This is a genomic window from Brachybacterium sp. SW0106-09 (assembly GCF_001293905.1).
GTDB classification, from domain to species: domain Bacteria; phylum Actinomycetota; class Actinomycetes; order Actinomycetales; family Dermabacteraceae; genus Brachybacterium; species Brachybacterium conglomeratum.
Genome location: NZ_BCAK01000025.1, coordinates 43,096 through 56,796 on the forward strand (window position 1 = coordinate 43,096; position 13,701 = coordinate 56,796).

The following is a 13,701-nucleotide window of genomic DNA, read 5'->3' on the forward strand; positions in this document are numbered from 1 at the left end:
GCAGGACCACACGAAGGAGAACACCCGATGGATGCACGCATGACCCGACGCGGGATGCTCGGCACCGCCGCCGCGCTCGCCGCCCTCGGCACCGGAGCCGCAGGCGCCTCCGCGGCGCCGGCCGGCGCCGCCCTCCCCCCGGTGAAGGACCGCGGCCGCCGCCAGGGCAGCTACGAGGAGCAGGTCCTCGCCGCCCCCGGCGACTGGGGGGTGGCGAACTTCCGCATCCCCGCCCTCGCCGTCGCCCCGAACGGCGACCTGCTCGCCGCCTTCGACAAGCGGCCCGTGCACGGCGACGCCCCCGCCCCGAACTCGATCTGGCAGCGCCGCTCCACCGACGGCGGCCGCACCTGGGGCGAGCCCGAGGTGGTCCGCGCCGGGAACGAGTCCACCGTCCCCGGCGAGAAGACCGGCTACTCCGACCCCTCCTACGTGGTCGACGTCGAGACCGGCACGATCTTCCTGTTCTGCGTGTACTCGAAGGACGCAGGCATCTGGAACGGCGAGTACGGCAACGACGACGAGGACCGCATGGTCACCAGCGCGAACCTCTCGGTGAGCCACGACTCGGGGCTCACGTGGGAGCACCGCTCGGTCACCGAGGTCGCCAAGCCCGAGGACTGCCGCGCCATGTTCGCCTCCTCGGGCGCCGGCATCCAGCTGCGCTACGGCGCGCACAGGGGCCGCCTGGTCCAGCAGTACGCGGGCTTCTTCCGCAACGACGCCGGCGGGCAGGACGTCTCCGCCTACTCGCTGTTCTCCGACGACCACGGCGAGACCTGGCAGATGGGCACCCGGGTCGGCACGCAGATGGACGAGAACAAGGTCGCCGAGCTCTCCGACGGCACCCTGATGATGAACTCCCGCGAGAACGTGCGCACCGGCCGGCGCTGGGTGGCGCTCAGCCATGACGGCGGTGAGACCTGGGAGGACCTCCACCGCGATCCCTCGCTCGTGGACCCGGGCAACAACGCCCAGCTCTCCCGCGCCTACCCGGACGCGCCGCAGGGCTCCGCGAAGGCGAAGGTGCTGCTGTTCTCACACGCCGACCACGTCCCGAACGACCGCGTGAACGGGACCGTGGAGATCTCCACCGACGACGGCGCGTCCTGGGAGCGCAAGCGGGTCTTCGCGCCCGGCGCCTGCCAGTACTCGGTGATCATCCCCGTGGGCCGGGACGAGTTCCTCCTCGCCTACGAGGGCGAGCAGGAGACGATCATGATCGCCCGCCTGGACATGGACTGGATCCTGTCGCGATGATCCGCCTCGGCCACGACCCCTCCCCCACGCCCGAGCTGCCGGTGCTGACCGGTGCGTCCACGGTCCTCGCCCGCGCCGGGGAGGGGCCGTGGCCGCGGTACCGCATCGTCGCCCTCGCCGATCTCGGCGGCGGCGAGCTGCTCGCCGCCTTCGACGGCCGCGAGACCGGCCAGGACGTCCCCGACCCGACGGGCCTGGTCCAGCGCCGCTCCCTCGACGGAGGCCTCACCTGGGAGGGGTTCGAGACCCTGCGGGAGGCGGACCGTGCGGGCCGTCACTGGTACTGCGATCCGAGCTTCGTCGTCGACGAGCCCGCCGGGCGGGTGCACGTCTTCCACACCCATGCGAAGGATCGCGGGGTGTGGGACGCCGCGGCCGGCACGGACGACGCGGACCGGGACGTGATGGGCTCCGCGGTCTCCACCAGCACCGACGGGGGCCGCACCTGGACCCACCGCTCGGTGACCGCGGTCGCCGCGCCGCCCGCCCTGATCCGCACCGCCTTCCCCACCTCCGGGACGGGGCTGCGCCTGCGGCAGGGACCCCGTGCGGGACGGCTGGTCCAGCCGTTCGCGGGCTGGTTCCTCGCCGGCGAGGGCACGGGCACGGGCACGACAGACGGCGAGGGCACGGCCGACGGAGAGGGCACGGCCGACGGAGAGGGCCCGGCCCACAGCGAGAGCGCGGCCGACGGGTCCGGCGAAGTCGTGCGCTCCTTCGTGCTCTGGTCCGACGACCACGGGGAGAGCTGGCATCGCGGCGAGCCCGTGGGCGAGGACATGGACGAGACCACGATCGTCGAGCTCTCCGACGGGCGGATCCTGCTGAACTCCCGCGATCACGCGCGCGGCGGGCACCGCCGCATCGCTCTCTCCTCCGACGGCGGCGAGACCTGGGAGGACCGCGGGATCGACGAGCAGCTCGTCGACCCGGGCAACAACGCCCAGCTCGCCCGGCGCTTCCCCGAGGCGCAGCCCGGGGACCCGCGGGCGCAGGAGCTGCTGTTCACCAACAGCCGCGATCCCTTCGCGCGGCGGCTCGGCAGCCTGTCTCGCTCGCTCGACGACGGGGCGACCTGGGAGCCGGTGGGCCTGTTCGAGCCCGGGAACCTCGACTACTCGGTCGTCCAGCCGCTGGGCGGCGGAGCGATCGGGATCCTGTGGGAGGTCGAGGCGCGGGAGATCCGCTTCACCCGGCTCGAGCCGGAGGACCTGCCCGGGGAGTGACCTGGCGCGAGCACGACGACGAGGACGGGGCGGCGGCACCATCGAGGTGCCGCCGCCCCGTCCTCAGGTGGCGTCTCGCCGGGCTCAGCGGGCCCCGGGCTGACGCGGGTTCGCGTAGTCGATCGTGAACTGCGGCGAGGTCCAGGTCTCCCAGTGCTCCGGGTTCTCCGGATCGCCGAGGGGCCTCAGGACCTTCATCTCCAGGACGTAGTCGCCGTCCTTCACGCTGCGGGACTTCTGGTTCTTCATCGAGAAGGTGCCGTCCCAGGCGAACAGCTCGGGCTCGGGGGAACGACCCAGGTGATCGGTCGCGTCGATCGTGCCCATGGAGGGATTGACGACCTTGAGCTTCCCGTTGGCCCGCACCTGGTAGGCCGAGATCTCGAGCCGCTCGGCCGGGAGCGCGAAGGCGTAGGCGAGGTAGGGCACGTCGCCGTCGGCCATCGTGTAGGTGTGGCCGCCCTCGGGATCCAGCAGCACGCTGCCGGTGCCGTCGCTGACGCCGAGGCCGGGCAGGCCCATTCCCTGGTCGTCCAGGACGGTGAGGGCCTGGTAGTCGCCGGAGAGGCCGGCGAAGGGCACCACGAGGTCGTCATCGGCGCCGGTCAGGGTGATCCAGCCGCCGTAGATGAGGCCGTCCGTCCCGAAGTCCTCGCCGAGGGTCACGGTGACCTCCGCGCTGCCGTGCGCGGGCACGGTCACCTGCTCCGCGGAGGTGCCGGTGGTCGCCTCGGCCGTGTAGAACTCGGGGTTGCTGGTCGGGATCGCGGTCGCGACGCCGCTCTCGAAGCCGACGTCGTACACCTTCTCGGCGGCGGAGTCGTTGGTGACCGTCAGGGTGACGTCCTTCGGCCCGGCCTCGCCCTCGCCGAGGGAGATCGTCGGGGTCGTGACGGTCGAGGTCGCGTGCACCGCGGCGACCATGTTCAGCATGCCCGCGCCCTGACGGTGGACGGGCTCGAGATAGCCCTGCTCCGGCAGCAGCGACCAGGTGAGCTGGTCGGCGGTGTTCATCATCGCGGTCTTCACGTCCGCGGGGGCGAGGTCGGGCTTCGCCTCCAGCAGCAGCGCGGCCGCGCCGGCGACGTGCGGCGCCGCCATCGACGTGCCGGACATGGAGCCGTGGCCGCCGCCCTCGAGCGGCAGCGTCGACCAGATCGAGCCTCCGGGCGCGGCGACGTCGGGCTTGAGGTCGAGGTCGGCGGTCAGGCCGTAGGAGGAGAAGTCGGAGACGAGACCGCCGGTCCCGTTCTCGACCGTGGTGGAACCGGACTGCCAGGCCCAGGTGACCGGGCCGGCCGCCAGCGCCTCCTGCAGGGCCAGGCCGTCGGCCTGGGAGAGCATCACGACCGGGACGGTGAGCGCGGGATCACCCTCGACCGTCGGGTTCACGACGCCGGGGGCGTTGTCGTACAGGATCACGGCGTCGTAGCCGGCCTGCTCGCCGGCGACGGCCTTCTCGCGGAACGCGCAGGTGCCGCGCTCGACGAGCAGGGCCTGGCCCGGCTCGGCGGCGGGCACGGCCGCCGGGTCACAGGCCTGCGCGGCGGGGGTGCCGGGAGCGCCGGCGGCAACGAGGGCGAGCTCGCCGGAGGTCGGCGGCTGCGGCGAGCCGGTCGCGGCCGAGTAGGGCCGGTCGGCCCCGCCCGCGGTCGCGAAGGGCGCGGAGCGGTGGGTGTTGTCGACGGAGGCGACGGTGATCGCGCTCTCGGCCACGCCCGGGGCGCCGCTCGAGAACAGGCCCGCGGCCCCCTCGTTGCCCGCGGAGATGACCACGGTGACGTCGTCGTCGACGAGCGTCTCGACCATCTGCGCGGTCGGGTAGTCCTGCCAGGTCATGAAGGAGGCGCCGAGGGACATGTTGACCACGTCCGCGCCGTCGTCCATCGCCCGCTCCATCGCCTCGAGGATCACCTCGGTGTCGCTGGAGCCCTCGCAGCCGAACACGCGGTAGGAGAGCAGGTCGACCTTCGGGGCCACGCCGACGACCTCGCCGTCGGCGCCGATGATGCCGGCGACGTGGGAGCCGTGGCCGCCGCAGTCGTCGGGGAACTCGTCGGGGACGGGGGCCTCACCGGTGCGGGAGTCGTAGGCGTCGCCGACGAGGTCGTAGCCGCCGACGACGCGGTCGTTCGGGAAGTCCTTCGTCTCGTCGTCCACGCCGGAGCCGCCGAGATCGGGATGGTTGTAGTCGATGCCGGAGTCGATCACCGCGACGGTGACTCCCTCGCCGCTGAGGCCGTCGACCTGCTGGACCTGGTCCACGCCGGTCATCGCGTTGCCGTAGACGTCCGAGGGCGTCGCGTCGGCCGGCTCGGGGGCGGCGACCTCGAGCACGGGGTACACGGCCCGCACGCCCTCGACCTCGCTGAGCTTCTGCGCATCGGCGTCGTCCATCTCGACGGACATGCCGTTCCAGCCGGTGGTGAAGCTCTCCTGGACCTCGAGCGGGATCGCGGCGTCCTCGGCGCGCTCGGCCACGGTCTCCTGCGCGGCGGTCGCCGACGCCTTCGAGCCGCCGCGGAGCGTGGGCTGCCCCTCGACCTCGACCAGCCAGCGGCCGGGGACGGTGGTCTCCCCCGCGGCGCGGAGCTCGTCGGCCGTGGGGACCTCGACGCCGAGCTCGGCGGCGGTGGCGAGCTTCTCGGGGGTCTCGCCGTCGGCGAGCGCGGGGGCGCTCACCAGCATGCCGGCGACGAGCGCCGTGCCGGCGGAGGCCGCGAGCAGGCCGCGGGGTCTGGGAAGATCTGGTCTGGGCAGAGGCATCGGCGCCGTCCTTCGAGGAGAGAGGGAGGACAGTGCGCGCGCGAAGGGTCGCCCCGGGATGTCCGGTGCGCACCGCCGCTCACCATTTGATCATGTGACTCCCCTCACCGGGAGTCGAACGACCGGATTGCGGGAGGGAGGGTCCCGATCAGGTCACGGATCCGCGCCGGCGGCGGCCGCGAGGTCGTTCAAGGGGTACGGCTCAGGGGCCCGTCCGCCGACGCCGGGGCGGACCGATCTCCCGGCTCAGGGCGCCTCGGTCTCCCGGCGCAGCGCGATCCGGTCCGGATCGGGCAGCACGAAGGCCGGGGAGGCGAGCTGGGAGAGGGCGTGCTCGAGCCGGGGCTCCTCGTCGGGGACCATCACCGAGAGCATCCCGAGCCGTCCCCCGTCGATCTGGAGCTCGAGCTCGTAGCGGATCCCGCCGCGGAGGAACTCGCCGCGCACCGGCCACTGCTGCTGGCGCGGCACCGCGAGGCGCCGCGGGTCCTCCACCACGAGCTGCAGGTCCGCGCCCACCCCGCCGGTGTCGAGGACCCGTGCGGTCTCGAGCTGCTCTCGCAGCGCCTCCGCCCCCGGCGGGGCCGGGGCGCCCGGGGCATCGGCCAGGAGCGCGGCGATCAGTGCCCGCGCCTCGGAGGGCAGCGGCACCCCGGCGTGCTCCCCGAAGGTCTCCTCGCGCAGGGACCAGCTGCGATCGGGGTCCCCCAGGTGGGGCAGCGCGATCACGGCCGCGGTGCCCGCCGCACCCAGCGCCGCGAGCGCGAGGCGGGGCCGGGTCATCCCGAGCCCGCGCAGGGCGTCGACCATCCGGGCGTCGAAGCTCTCGACCACGTCCATCAGCCCCAGCGTCACACCGCCGGCGACGACGCCGTCGCGCACCGGGTCCAGCACCGGCAGGTCGTAGCGGGAGGAGTCCGCGACGAGCGCGGCGGTCGCCGCGGCGACGCCCACCCGGTAGGCACCGTGCGCGAGCGGACCCAGCCGGCGCGGCTCGACGAGCGACAGCGCCCCGACGGCGCCGGCACCGGCGACGACTCGGAGCATCCGTGCCCTGGTCAGCGAGATCATGCTCGGAGTCTAGAGCCCCGCGGGGCGGGATCGACGTGCGGTCCGCGGCGACTACCCTCTCCTCTGTGAGCCAGGCACCCGAGATCTCCCGCCGGGCGCGCCGAGCTCCCGTGCCCGCCGAGCCGACGCGCCTGCGCCTCCTGGTGCCCGCGCTGCTCGCGCTCGCCGGCACCCTCGCCTACGGTCTGCTGGGCAGCCAGCAGTTCCGCAACCTCGTCGCGCAGTCCTGGGACCTGGGGATCTTCACCCAGCTCCTCCGCGCCTACGGGGAGCTGCGCGCTCCGATCGTGCCGATCAAGGGCGATGCGGTGAACCTGCTGGGCGACCACTTCCATCCGCTGCTCGCGCTGCTGGCCCCGGTGTGGTGGATCTGGCCCAGCGGCGAGGCGCTGCTGTGGACCCAGGCGCTGCTGTTCGGGATCTCCGCGATCCCGCTGACCCGTCTCGCGATCGACCGGCTCGGAGTGGGCCTCGGCACGGTCGCGGGCGCCGCCTACGTCTTCTCCTTCGGGCTGCAGTCCGCGGCGGCGGTGCAGTTCCACGAGATCGCGCTCGCCGTGCCCCTGCTGGCCTTCTCGCTGACCGCCCTGCTGCGGGGCAGAGTGCTCGCCGCGTCGCTGTGGGCCGCGCCGCTGGTGCTGGTCAAGGAGGATCTGGGGCTGACCGTCGCGATGCTCGGACTCGTGATCGCGCTGCGGGGCCGGCAGCACCGCCCGCTCGGCGCGCTGCTCGCCTCCTGGGGCGCGGCATGGTTCGTGCTGGCGACCTTCGTGATCCTCCCGGCGCTGAACACCGCCGGGCAGTACGACTACACCGACAACCTCGGCTCGCCGCTGGAGGTGGTCTGGCCGCCGGTGAAGTGGCTGACCGTGCTGATGCTCCTCGCGCTCGCCGGCGGGATCGGCGCCCGCTCGCCGCTGATCTGGCTGATGGTGCCGACCCTCGCATGGCGCTTCACCGGGACGGTCGAGTTCTACTGGGACTGGTACTGGCACTACAACGCGGTGCTCATGCCGATCGCACTCGCGGCCCTGCTGGACGCCCTCGGCGACCGCCGCACGGGACGGGCCACGGCCTGGCTGCGCCGCGACGCGCCGCTGCCGCCCAGGCCGGTGCGGACCGCCGCGGTCGCGCTGTGCGCCGCGGTCACGCTGGTGCTCGGCCCCCAGATGCCCGTGCTGGACGTGCTGCGCCCGCAGCAGTGGGAGCCGACGTGGCGGGCCGAGCCCGCGCAGGCCGCGCTCGAGGCGGTGCCCGACGACGCGGTCCTCGCGGCGGACATCACGCTCCTCGCCCAGGCCGTGCCCGACCACGACGTGCAGTGGCTGCACGGCCCGAACGACCGCGTCCCCGACTGCGTGCTCGGGGACTGGTACGCGTTCTCCTGGAACTCGATGCCGCCCGATGACCTCGCGGTCTGGGCGCAGCAGAGGTGGGGTGCCGAGTACCGGGCGGTGTTCGACGAGGGCGGCTTCACGGTGGCCTGCCGGGCCTGAGCCGCGCACCGGAAGGCAGGGTGGTCAGGTCTCGTCAGGCCGGGCCGGCGGTGCTCGTCAGATCGGGTCCTCACGGACGGTGCCGGTGCGTCGGCCCCGCTGACCTCGGGAGGTCGCCTGCGCTCGCTCCAGCAGGTGCCGCTCCCGCTCCGCCCGCGCGGACTCGAGCCGGAGCCGCCACGGCGAGTGCCGCTCCGCCGCCAGCGCGATCTGCAGGCCCCGCGAGAGGGCCCGGTCGGTCGCGGAGACCGGCAGCGCCGCGAGCTCCGCGGCGTACTCGGGCAGCCGGTGCGCGACCCCGCAGGCGCTCCAGCGCGCCGCGATCTGGAGGATGCGGCTGCGGGTGTCGAGCATCGAGTGGCCCGCGCCGCGGATCTCCAGCAGCTGCGCGCCGGGGATCCGCCCGGCGACCTCCCGGGCGACCCGCGTCGGGCTGACCAGGTCCTGGCTCCCCGAGATCACCAGGGTCGGGGCGGTGATCGCGGGGGCGAGGGCGTGCAGGTCGATCGGCTCGCGCGCGAAGGGCGGCACGGCCCGGCGCTCCTCGCCCGTGAGCAGCAGCGGGTCCAGCGGTCCCCCGTCGGCGTACGCCCCGTACCCGAGCTCCGTGTGCACGAGACGGGCCACGAGGTCGTGCTCGACCACGAACGGGGTCGACTCGAGCCAGGCCCGGTTCAGCACCTTCCGCACGCTGGACCAGGTCAGGGAGCCGCGACCGACGGCGAGCAGGTCCACGAGATCGCGCACCGCGGCCGGTCCTCCGTGCTCGTGGACGGCGAGCACGACGGGGCCGGCGCGGGAGGCCTCCACCTTCCCCTCCGCGGCGAGGCGGCGCAGCACGGCGGCGGTGGACGAGGTGGTCGCCTCGCCGCCGTCCCAGTACAGCTCGCGCAGACGTCGCTGGGCGACCAGCTCGTCGGTCGCGGCGCTGCGCGGGGAGTCCAGCACCAGGGAGTGCACCCGCTCCGGGTGCAGGATCGCGAGGATCTGGGCGAGCTGGGCGCCGTAGCCGGTGCCGACGAGCGCCGCCCGCTCGACGCCGGCGCGGTCGAGCACGGCGAGCACGTCCCGCACCACCTCCCGCAGCGTGATCGCCCGGGCGGGCAGGTCCTCCCCGACGGCATCCAGCCGGGAGAAGCCGACGCCGCGATGCTCCATCATCAGCACGTCCACCCCGCGCGCGGCGAGGCTGCGGCGCAGCACGTCATAGGGCAGCACCGAGGCCCGTGCGGGACCGTCGGGCAGGATCAGGACCGGCACCTCGGGGGTCAGGGACTCGGGCGGGGGGCTCCCGTCCGCTCCCCGCACCCGGCGGGGACGGCGCGGGGTCGCGCGGGCGTAGCGCAACGGGAACAGCTCCGGCCCCTCCCCCTCCACCTCGCGGTAGACGGTCATGAGATCGTTGCGGATCTGCAGCAGCTCGTCCTGGGTGGCGCGCTCGATGATCTCGACCGGCCGTGCCCAGGGCGCGATCCGCCGGGGCAGGGGCAGGGCCGGCAGCCCGGACGTGGGGGTCCGGGAGGTGCAGGGCTCCTCGCTCATCGCCGTCCTCTCATCGGTCCCGTCGCGGCTCGGCGCGTCTCATGTGTCGTCACCCGTCGCACCGGCGCCCGACGAAGCGACGCCCGTCGAGCCGCCGCCGATCGTGTCCCACAGGAAGGTGTACAGCAGCGCGTTCATCCGCGCCGCCTGCTCGTTGTTCGCCGCGCCGCCGTGCCCGCCCTCGATGTTCTCCCAGGAGCGCACGTCGGCGCCCAGCGACTCGAGCGCCGCGGTGAACTTCCGGGCGTGGCCGGGATGGACGCGGTCGTCGCGCGTGGAGGTGAGCACGAAGGTGGGCGGGTAGTCCGCCGCCCGCTCCTCGGAGAGCAGGTGGTACGGGCTGAAGGTGCGCACGAACTCCCAGTCCTCGGTGTCGGGGTCGCCGTACTCCGCCATCCACGAGGCTCCGGCGAGCAGGTGGCTGTAGCGCTTCATGTCCAGCAGCGGCACCTGGATGATCACCGCGCCGAACAGCTCCGGGTACTGGGTGAGCATGTTCCCGGTGAGCAGGCCGCCGTTGGAGCCGCCGCGCACCGCGAGGTGCTCGCGGTCGGTGACGCCCCGCTCGACGAGGTCCTTCGCGACCGAGGAGAAGTCCTCGTAGGCGCGGTGGCGCTCCTCCTTCAGCGCCGCCTGGTGCCAGGCGGGGCCGTACTCGCCGCCGCCGCGGATGTTGGCGAGCACGTAGGTGCCGCCCCGCTCGAGCCAGGTCTTCCCGATCGCGCCGAGGTAGGACGGGGTCAGGGAGATCTCGAAGCCGCCGTAGCCGTACAGCAGGGTGGGTCGTGGAGAGTTCGCTGCCCGGTCTCCCCGACTCTGCGAGATCTCGAAGTACGGGATGCGCGTGCCGTCGTCGCTGGTGGCGAAGTGCTGGGTGACCTCGAGCCCCTCGGCGTCGAAGCGGGCCGGGGCGGACTTCACCGGCTCGAGGTCCGTCGGCTCACCGCCGCCGGCGACCTCGGCGAGGTCCCCGAGCAGCAGGGCGGTCGGCTCGATGAAGTCGGTGACGGTCACCCAGATCTCGTCGCTCTCGTCGGCGTCGACCGCGGAGACGCCGATCGAGCCGCGCAGCTCGGGGTACAGATCTCGGCGCACCCACTGCCCGTGCTCGTCGCGGGTGTGGACCTCGAGGCGGTGCACGACGTCCTCGAGGATGGAGAGGACCACGGCGGTGCGGGTGATGGTCATGCCCGCGAGGGAGGTGGAGGCGGTGGGCTCGAAGAGCATGTGCAGCTCCGGCTCGCCCGCCTGGAAGCGGGCGAAGTCGCCGACGACGAGGGAGCCGGCCGGGTAGACGTCCTCCCCCACCTGCCAGTCGCTGCGCGGGCTGAAGATGCCCAGGTCGCGGTGGGCGGTCGCCTCGAGGTCGCGGGGCACCTCGATCCTCGTCAGCTCCGGCGGGTCCTCGGAGCGGTCCACGACGTGCACGGTCTGATCGTAGAAGGCGTGCGCCTCGACGATCCAGTCCCGCTCCCAGCCGGGGGTGTGGTCGTGCGCGGCGAAGACCGCCATGTCCGAGGCGGGGATCTCGTGGACGAGCTCCGCGTCGGCGAGCGCCGTGCCGCGCCGCCAGATCCGGGCCTGACGGGCATAGCCGGAGCTGGTCATGGTGTCCTCGCCGAAGTCGGTGCAGGCCCAGACGGTGTCCTCGTCGATCCAGGACAGCGAGCCCTTGGCCTCGGGACGCACGAAGCCGCCCTCGGACTCGGGGACGAAGGAGAGGGTCTCGAGGTCGAACTCGCGCGTGACGTCCGCGTCGGACCCGCCGTGGGAGAGCGCGACCAGGGCGCGGCGGTAGGGCTCCCCGTCGGCCAGGCCCGCGGGGCGGAGCAGGCGCGCGCCGTGCCACACCCAGTCCTCGCCCTCGGCCTCGTTCAGCGCGTCGACGTCCAGCAGGATCTCCCACTCGGGCTCGTCCGTGCGGTAGGACTCCATCGTGGTGCGTCGCCACAGCCCGCGCTCGTGCTCGGCGTCGGTCCAGACGTTGTAGAGGTGCTCGCCGCGCTTGACGACGCCGGGGATGCGGTCCTTCGCGTCGAGGATCTCCCGGATCTGCCCCTGCAGGGTCTCCGCGAGCGGGGCGCCGTCGGGATCGGCGGGGTCCTGGACGCTCTCCAGCGCGGACTCGGCGCGGGCGTTGCGCTCGCGCACCCAGTCCAGCGCCTCCTCGCCGGTGACGTCCTCCAGCCAGGCGTGCGGGTCGGTGCTGCCGTCGGGGGCGGGGAGCTGCGCGGTGTGCTCGGCCTGATCGGTGCTGTCGGTCATCGAGGGGATCTCCGTGGTCGTGGTCCGGTCGGTCGTGGGGGCGGGGTCCGTCACCGGTCGCCCTGCCCGGTGCTCGTCGTGGCGGGAAGCGCGGTGAACTCGCCGAGCACGCCCTTCCAGGCGTCCTTCCAGGCGGTCCGCGCGTCGGCCGTCTCCAGGCCCTTGTGCTCGATGCCGAGGGTGCTGCGCCCCTCGTCCTTCGCGGTGATGTTCACCGAGACGCGGCTGCCGTCGGCGACGGCCGCGCGCCAGTAGCGCCACGTCGCGGTGTAGCTGAGCGAGGGCTCCTCGAGACCGAGGCCGTCGCGGCGGGCATCGGTCATGAACGCGTCCCAGCGGTCGCGCACCTGCGTCGGCGTGCCGGGCACGGTGCGGGAGGCGGAGGCGGAGAAGTCCCCGTCGCAGCTCTGCCCCACCACGCGGCGCCCGATCACCTGCTCGTAGGCGACGGTGACGCCCTGCGCCCACCACTCCTCGACCTCCCACCGCTGCACCAGCATCCGTGCGATCGCGGTGTGGTCGAGGTCGCGCCCGCCGGCCGCGTCGAGCCGGTCCGTCCACTCGGCCAGCGAGGTGCCGGTGCCGTTCTCGAGCCGCGCGGCGTGCGGATGGTCCTGCGGGAGGATCTGGTCGCTCATGGAGGACACGATACGGCGAGCGTCGGGCCCGGGGACCCGGTCCGACGGGCCCGCTGCGTGCATGGAACACTGGCGGGATGCGACGTCGTCACCTGCTCGCCCTCGCCCCCGCGGCCGCTCTCGCCGCCTGCACCTCCCCTGAGGAGGACCCCGCGTCCCCGGGCAGCGACGGCGGGGGCGCGGCCCCCTCCGACGGCGGTGACGGCGGCACCGCCCCGTCCGACCGCGACCCGTCCGACGGCGAGGAGCCGACGACGACCGCCCCGCCGAGCGTCGCCGAGCGCCTGCTCGAGGGTCTCTCGCCGCGCGAGATCGCCGGGCAGCTGGTCCTCGTCGGCATCGCCGCCGGCTCCGAGATCCCGCCCGCGACGTTCGAGGAGCACCACGCCGGAGGGATCTTCCTGCTGCAGGTGTGGGAGAGCGCCGAGCAGGTCGACGCCGTCGTCGACTCCGCCCTCGCGCTCGCCCGCCCCGAGCTGCCGCCGCTGCTGGCCGTGGACCAGGAGGGCGGCCAGGTGCGGATGCTGCGGGGCGACGCGGCACGGGAGACGGCCTCGGCCGAGACCCTCGGCGCCGAGGGCCCGCGGGCGGTCGCAGACGCGTACACGAGCATCGGCGAGGACCTCTCCGCGCGGGGGCTGCACGTGGCCCTCTCCCCCGTCGCCGACGTCGTCGACCCGGAGCTCGGCGATGCGAACGAGCCCGTGGGCGGGCTGGACCGCGGCTTCGGCACCGATCCCGAGCAGGTCGCCGACTGCGTGACCACCGCGGTCGAGGCGCTGTCCGAGCAGGGCATCGGCGCGACGCTGAAGCACTTCCCGGGCCTGGGCCGCGTGGAGCAGAACACCGACTTCTCCGCCGAGGGGATCGAGGATGCGACCACCGGGCCCGAGGACCCGTTCCTCGAGTCCTTCCGTGCCGGGATCGACGCCGGCGCGCAGCTGGTGATGATGTCCTCCGCGATCTACCCGCGGATCGAGCCGGACGTCCCGGCGATGTTCTCCGCCGCCGCGATCCAGGACCTGCTGCGCGGCGGACTCGACTTCGAGGGACTCGTGGTCACCGACGACATCGGCGCTGCGCAGGCCGTCGCCGACGTCCCCGTCGCCGAGCGCGCGACCCGGCTGCTCGAGGCGGGCGGCGACGCAGTGCTCACCGCCGACCCGTCACTGACCGGCGAGCTCGTCGACGCGATCGAGGAGTGGGCCGGGCGTGGCGAGGAGCAGGAGCAGCGGGTGCGGGAGTCCGCCGGCCGGATGCTCGCCCTGAAGGAGGAGCTAGGGCTGCTGTGACCGGGCGGCGGGTCTGGACGGGACCACCATCGGCGAGTTCCAGGAGCACGGCGCGTGCCGCCCGCTGCCGACAGGCATGGTCAGTTGCTGGCGTACGGCGTGCCGGTACGCCTATATGGCGGTTTCAGATGATCACTGCATCGGT

Annotated in this window: 9 protein-coding genes; 4 read left to right on the forward strand and 5 right to left on the reverse strand. The window is 73.8% G+C overall.

Going from position 1 to position 13,701, the window contains the following annotated elements; all coding sequences use genetic code 11:
* Positions 1–27: 27 nt before the first annotated feature.
* Positions 28–1,260 carry an exo-alpha-sialidase gene (locus Y09_RS11635; RefSeq protein WP_053917859.1) on the forward strand — a complete coding sequence of 411 codons (1,233 nt, stop codon included), beginning with the start codon at positions 28–30 and terminating at the stop codon, positions 1,258–1,260.
* Positions 1,257–2,486 (forward strand): exo-alpha-sialidase, encoded by a 1,230-nt coding sequence (locus Y09_RS11640; protein WP_053917860.1) that lies wholly within the window; start codon positions 1,257–1,259, stop codon positions 2,484–2,486. The genes Y09_RS11635 and Y09_RS11640 overlap by 4 nt, the downstream gene beginning before the upstream one ends.
* 84 nt (positions 2,487–2,570) lie before the next feature.
* Here the strand turns inward: Y09_RS11640 and Y09_RS18180 are convergent, their stop codons facing one another.
* Together Y09_RS18180 and Y09_RS11650 are read right to left on the reverse strand one after the other, a co-directional pair.
* Entirely contained in the window at positions 2,571–5,252 is a 2,682-nt protein-coding gene (locus Y09_RS18180; RefSeq protein ID WP_053917861.1) for a S8 family serine peptidase, read from the reverse strand.
* A 246-nt stretch (positions 5,253–5,498) separates the two neighbouring features.
* A complete protein-coding gene (locus Y09_RS11650) occupies positions 5,499–6,323 on the reverse strand; it encodes a hypothetical protein (protein ID WP_053917862.1) in 825 nt (274 codons plus the stop codon).
* 65 nt (positions 6,324–6,388) lie between these two features.
* Between Y09_RS11650 and Y09_RS11655 the strand changes: the two genes are divergently transcribed.
* The gene (locus Y09_RS11655) at positions 6,389–7,819 is read left to right on the forward strand and encodes a DUF2079 domain-containing protein (RefSeq protein ID WP_234695710.1); all 1,431 of its coding nucleotides are present in this window, start codon (positions 6,389–6,391) and stop codon (positions 7,817–7,819) included.
* Positions 7,820–7,876: 57 nt separating this feature from the next.
* On the opposite strand, the gene Y09_RS11660 is transcribed toward Y09_RS11655, so the two are convergent.
* From Y09_RS11660 to Y09_RS11670, 3 genes are read right to left on the reverse strand one after another with little or no spacing between them, the layout of a single operon-like run.
* Entirely contained in the window at positions 7,877–9,361 is a 1,485-nt protein-coding gene (locus tag Y09_RS11660) for an alpha/beta fold hydrolase (RefSeq protein WP_053917863.1), read from the reverse strand.
* A 39-nt stretch (positions 9,362–9,400) separates the two neighbouring features.
* The gene (locus tag Y09_RS11665) at positions 9,401–11,626 is read right to left on the reverse strand and encodes a prolyl oligopeptidase family protein (protein WP_053917875.1); all 2,226 of its coding nucleotides are present in this window, start codon (positions 11,624–11,626) and stop codon (positions 9,401–9,403) included.
* Positions 11,627–11,676: 50 nt separating this feature from the next.
* Complete coding sequence (locus Y09_RS11670) at positions 11,677–12,264, reverse strand: hypothetical protein (RefSeq protein WP_053917864.1); 588 nt, start codon at positions 12,262–12,264, stop codon at positions 11,677–11,679.
* Between the two features lie 77 nt (positions 12,265–12,341).
* On the opposite strand from Y09_RS11670, the gene Y09_RS11675 reads away from it, so the two are divergent.
* Positions 12,342–13,556, forward strand: a complete 1,215-nt coding sequence (locus Y09_RS11675; RefSeq protein ID WP_053917865.1) for a glycoside hydrolase family 3 N-terminal domain-containing protein — start codon at positions 12,342–12,344, stop codon at positions 13,554–13,556.
* Positions 13,557–13,701 lie beyond the last annotated feature (145 nt).

What these genes read in the sequence shown, in the direction of transcription:
- Y09_RS11640 (WP_053917860.1), top strand. Translation starts at nt 1,257, where the DNA reads ATGATCCGCCTCGGCCACGACCCCTCCCCCACGCCCGAGCTGCCGGTG.
- Y09_RS11650 (WP_053917862.1), bottom strand. Translation starts at nt 6,323, where the DNA reads ATGATCTCGCTGACCAGGGCACGGATGCTCCGAGTCGTCGCCGGTGCC.
- Y09_RS11660 (WP_053917863.1), bottom strand. Translation starts at nt 9,361, where the DNA reads ATGAGCGAGGAGCCCTGCACCTCCCGGACCCCCACGTCCGGGCTGCCG.
- Y09_RS11670 (WP_053917864.1), bottom strand. Translation starts at nt 12,264, where the DNA reads ATGAGCGACCAGATCCTCCCGCAGGACCATCCGCACGCCGCGCGGCTC.
- Y09_RS11665 (WP_053917875.1), bottom strand. Translation starts at nt 11,626, where the DNA reads ATGACCGACAGCACCGATCAGGCCGAGCACACCGCGCAGCTCCCCGCC.
- Y09_RS18180 (WP_053917861.1), bottom strand. Translation starts at nt 5,252, where the DNA reads ATGCCTCTGCCCAGACCAGATCTTCCCAGACCCCGCGGCCTGCTCGCG.
- Y09_RS11635 (WP_053917859.1), top strand. Translation starts at nt 28, where the DNA reads ATGGATGCACGCATGACCCGACGCGGGATGCTCGGCACCGCCGCCGCG.
- Y09_RS11675 (WP_053917865.1), top strand. Translation starts at nt 12,342, where the DNA reads ATGCGACGTCGTCACCTGCTCGCCCTCGCCCCCGCGGCCGCTCTCGCC.